The organism is Methanospirillum sp. (assembly GCF_028679455.1).
In the GTDB taxonomy this organism is placed as follows: domain Archaea; phylum Halobacteriota; class Methanomicrobia; order Methanomicrobiales; family Methanospirillaceae; genus Methanospirillum.
Map to the genome: position 1 here is coordinate 1 of NZ_JAJRBM010000343.1, position 4,440 is coordinate 4,440.

A 4,440-nucleotide genomic window follows, 5' to 3' on the forward strand; every position below is an offset into this window, starting at 1 on the left:
GCCGGATTAACGGCTTCGGTGACACCATCAGTATACAGGAGAATGACATCGCCGGTATGCAACTGCACTGATTTCTGGTCGTAGGGAATGTCATCAAGGATACCGATTGCAATCCCGGTTGGCCGTAACTCGTCAATTTCTTTGGTTTCTGCTCTGAAGATCAGGGGGGGGTTGTGACCGGCATTGACATAGGTCATGCTCATGGCATTATTATCGAGGATGCCTAGGAACAGGGTTACAAACATACCTGTTTTTGAATCATGAGTTATCATAGGGTTTGCAAAAGCAATAGCGTCATTGCAGTTTTTAAACCAGAGCGCACTGATCCGGATCACGATTCTGGAGAGTGCCATAAATAATGCTGCAGGAACGCCTTTCCCTGATACATCTGCGATCATGATCCCCATCTGGCTTTTTGAGAATGGGATCAGTTCGAGTGGCATAAAATCAAAAAAATCTCCACCAACTTCTTTGGCTGGGATGCTTTTTCCAGCCATCTCGAATTTTGCAAATGATGGCAGGGTGTCAGGGAGAAAACTCTTTTGAATATCTGCTGCAATGCTCAGTTCCGTCTCTTTTCTGGCCATCTCCAGTTCGAGTTGCTCTTTCTCTTTCTGAGTCCGTTTTTCCTTAATCAGGTTCTGGATGATATATGAGAAGATTCCTGCTGCAATTGCGGTCATTACGATCATCGGAACTGCAACATTCATGATGATGGTGAGGACTGTTGAGGTTGACCCTCCTGCAATCCTGATAAGAAGGGTAACTGCAGAAACTCCTGCTTCGATAAGGATGGTGATGATGATAGCCTGTTGAGTGGTAACTATCTCCCGTTTATTGATGTAATAGACGATACCGCTGCAGACTCCAGAGATCAGAGGACCTAATGCTGCACCATATACGTTGGCACCCCCGATTGAGAGTCGATACACAGCGCCGATAATTCCGGCTCCGATCCCCACAACCGGGCCGCATGAAAGTCCTCCGATGATGGGACCCAGATCGCGGATGTTTACTACAGCTCCATAATAGGTCAGGCCGCTGGACATCCCGTATATTGATAGTACCCCAAAGAGGAGGATGAGGAGGATCTGGGTTCTGACAGATGAGCGATGTTCAAGCACTTCCTGAAAATATCTGCTTCTACTGAAGAGATAGGCGATTACCATGATGACCGAGACCATCTGAAATAACGTGATTCCGATCGTCAGGATTCCTGCCTCCATGTTCGAGTATGGGAGAAGATAGAGTAAATATGTTAGGATTCGTGATCGAAATCCGGATTACTCTTGACTGACCTACATTCACAATTGTGAATGTTTATCTATTTTCGGTTCAAAGTATATGGGTCACTGAAGAGAATAGTCAGTAGCGTCAGCATAGAATCTTGGAGAATCAATGAATAAACTGAATTGTTGGGAATATAAGAAATGTGGCCGCCAGCCGGGCGGTGAGAAGACAGAAGAACTTGGTGTTTGTCCTGCAGCTACTGAATCCCGCACGAATGGAGTAAATAGCGAGTTACATGGTGGTCGTGCATGTTGGGCAATTACTGGAACATTCTGTGGTGGCAAAGTTCAGGGTACCCATGCACAAAAGCTGGGAAACTGTCTGACATGTGAGTTTTACAAGGAAGTTCAAAGAGAGGAACGTCCTGATTTTAAGACTGCGGGGCACATTCTTTCGCTTATCCGGAACACCAGTTAAATCGGAACGATCTCACTTTTTTGTATGTGTCAAATTCTCTGAGTTCATTGAATGAGATCCTTTTGAATTCTATTTCTGGTAATTGCTCGATATCACCACGTATCCGAAAGGTTGGTTTTAGTGACATTATCCGGCAATGTTCCATAAGACAATCGTCAGACCGGACTCGTGAAGTAGGACTGAGTGGAGTGTCTGAAACATAACGCCCTTCGTGTTGCTGGAGCCAGTGGTAAGGGATTTTCTCCGAATTTTTGCCCTTAACGGAACGAAAAACCGGGTGATAAACTCTATGTTGGTATATTCTGGATGATGTCATAAGGTTCACGAGACCCCGATTCTCGAAATTTGATACATTCGCACAGAAATCATGAGAGAAGAAGAATTGACTCTGGTGTAGATATGTCTGAATATTTGCGTTTCAACTTGGGATATCATGGAAAAAGTTGATGTGATATGGTCGAATGGTTTCGCTGATGAACTGATATCAAGGCACGGTTGCAGAATTAGGCAAAAAAATTACGAATTGTTCCTATCAACAGAGTTCTGTCAGAATAGTTTTCAGCTTTGCTTCCGGGAATACGCCGTCACCGACATAAGTAACTTTTTTATTGCAGATGATCATGGTCTGGGGGAGTGACTGGACGATCTTTGTTCCTGCGGTCTGAATTAAGCTCCTGGTCATGTCAGTGGGAGCGGCAACATATACCCCTATAAACTTGTTCTTCTCGACGTGATTCTTAACCATTGCCGTATTTTCTCGCGGATCTATATCGATTCCAAGCACGGTGAATGCATCCGGGTTTTCGTTGAGCAATTTCGCCGTTTCCCGTAGTTGCATTGAACAGGCAGGACACCAGACAGCGAAGGTATGGATAATTACTGGTTTTCCCTGGTTGGCGAGATCAAGTATGGATGTCTGTTTTCCGGTTATGGCATCGGTGATTGGAAAAGTCATCCAGGATGACTCATTGCCAGAATCTGTTGTAGGAGAAGATGATGATGTATTGGATGTAGTAATGGTCTTGTCCCTGGTTTCAGATGTGGTACAGCCTGCTGAAAGCAGGACTGTTATGAGGCACAGTGCCATGACCAGAATCCGAGTATCTACTCGTTGCATATACAGAGTTCGTAATCTTCAGGATAATACTTTGTTGAATGGATACCTGGAATTCAGTTAATCCTCACCTGTTCTCCTGACTTAATACTAATTATTCTCTATATTTTTGTTTAAATCATAATTTAATCGATTTATTTCGGATTTCAGAGGTCAAGACATCCCAACCTGAGGAGAATCCTTTACCCTTTCTCCCGCACGACGACCTGAGTAGATGGGTTTCCGGGTAACCGGATTCAGGATAGACAGATGGTCCTCAGCCATCTCTGTAATGTCTTATACGAATCGTATACGCCCATATTTGAGAGTCTGCAATTTACCAGCCTATCAAACCTGGTCGATGTGAAACTTCACTACAGTTTTTAGGTTTGCAATTTGGGTTGATAGTAAAAAAACGCTAGAGTCTCTCATTGCCACAAGGTTCACCTGATCGATACCGTGCTATCTGTTCCGGATAATACGATCATCAGAAACCATTATCATCTAGTACAGTTCTTTTCGGGATGTGGTGATCATGGATCTGCACAAGAATAATCCAAGCATTTTGGTTTCTGAAGTCATAATCGCTGTTATCAGTCTAATGGTTATTGGATTATCAGCAGAGACAGCCTGCGCAGAACATGAGATCTGTAATGCCCTTCCCGGAGTTGGAGATCTGTACAACGGACTGATATGGGAAGAACATTCACGGGATTGTGATATCGACTCAAGACAGGGCTCTTCATGTGTATATTATCATGGATACTCGGCAAAGGACCCTGATGACCGGGTAGCGGTAGTATCAGTCTGTCTGAATTGGAATACTGAAGATATCGCATCATTATATGACTTTATGTCATCTCCTGAAGCCTATCGCCAGAGTCAGGAAAAAATCTGGACAGAACACGGGCCCGTTGAACCGATACCTGATATCCCCGGCGGGCTATTCTGGACCTCCGATGAGAGAAACGGCTTTTTTATACATAGCCAGGCATTTCTGTGGAAAAGACCCGGAGTATATGGCAATGTTGACGTTAACGCAGAGTATAAACTCGATACCTATACCGGAATAAGTCTGGAGGCATTTTCCCGTGATGAGTCGTTACGACTGGCTAAACTGACCTGGAGTCGTCTTGATGAGGACACTACAGGACCTGACGCAATACAACCCACTCCGACCAGTACCCCTGTGACAACCCGTGATTATGGTGAACTGATCTGGACACTGCGATATTATCTTTCCAACCAGTTTGGAAAATATCCTGATGAAGTCCTGTATAAAGCCCTGGTTATAAATGAATCTGGTGTACTTGGCAGGGATCAGGGGATCACCTACTCTCTGAAGGATAACATGATGAGGGACATTGCAGCATTCAAGGATAGTTTCTCAAAAGAGATTCCTGGATGGCAGGGAAGACTGGTTGATGAAGCCGGAGAAAATGTCATTGGAAAGGAGATCGAGGATACCATGGGAGTGATGGATATTGCTGAATCTTACATCACTGCGGTGGATGCAGGTCTTGGGTATGAAACCGGGATTGCACTCCCTGAGTTTGGTCCGATCTACGGTTTGCTTGGTATATACCGGGAACTTGAGAAGAAGATGCGGTTCTACCGGGATAACATTGTCATTCCAGATA

Annotated in this window: 4 protein-coding genes; 2 read left to right on the plus strand and 2 right to left on the minus strand. The window is 44.6% G+C overall.

Features of this window, described 5'->3' with window-relative positions; all coding sequences use genetic code 11:
* Positions 1-1,226, minus strand: a 1,226-nt coding sequence (locus LUQ50_RS11750) for a SpoIIE family protein phosphatase (RefSeq protein ID WP_300040025.1), incomplete at its 3' end; no start/stop codon positions are given.
* Between the two features lie 172 nt (positions 1,227-1,398).
* Between LUQ50_RS11750 and LUQ50_RS11755 the strand changes: the two genes are divergently transcribed.
* Complete coding sequence (locus LUQ50_RS11755; RefSeq protein WP_300040026.1) at positions 1,399-1,707, plus strand: two-CW domain-containing protein; 309 nt, start codon at positions 1,399-1,401, stop codon at positions 1,705-1,707.
* Positions 1,708-2,239: 532 nt separating this feature from the next.
* Here the strand turns inward: LUQ50_RS11755 and LUQ50_RS11760 are convergent.
* Complete coding sequence (locus LUQ50_RS11760) at positions 2,240-2,824, minus strand: redoxin family protein (RefSeq protein WP_300040027.1); 585 nt, start codon at positions 2,822-2,824, stop codon at positions 2,240-2,242.
* Positions 2,825-3,335: 511 nt separating this feature from the next.
* Between LUQ50_RS11760 and LUQ50_RS11765 the strand changes: the two genes are divergently transcribed.
* A partial coding sequence (locus LUQ50_RS11765) for a hypothetical protein (RefSeq protein WP_300040028.1) occupies positions 3,336-4,440 on the plus strand: 1,105 nt, incomplete at its 3' end.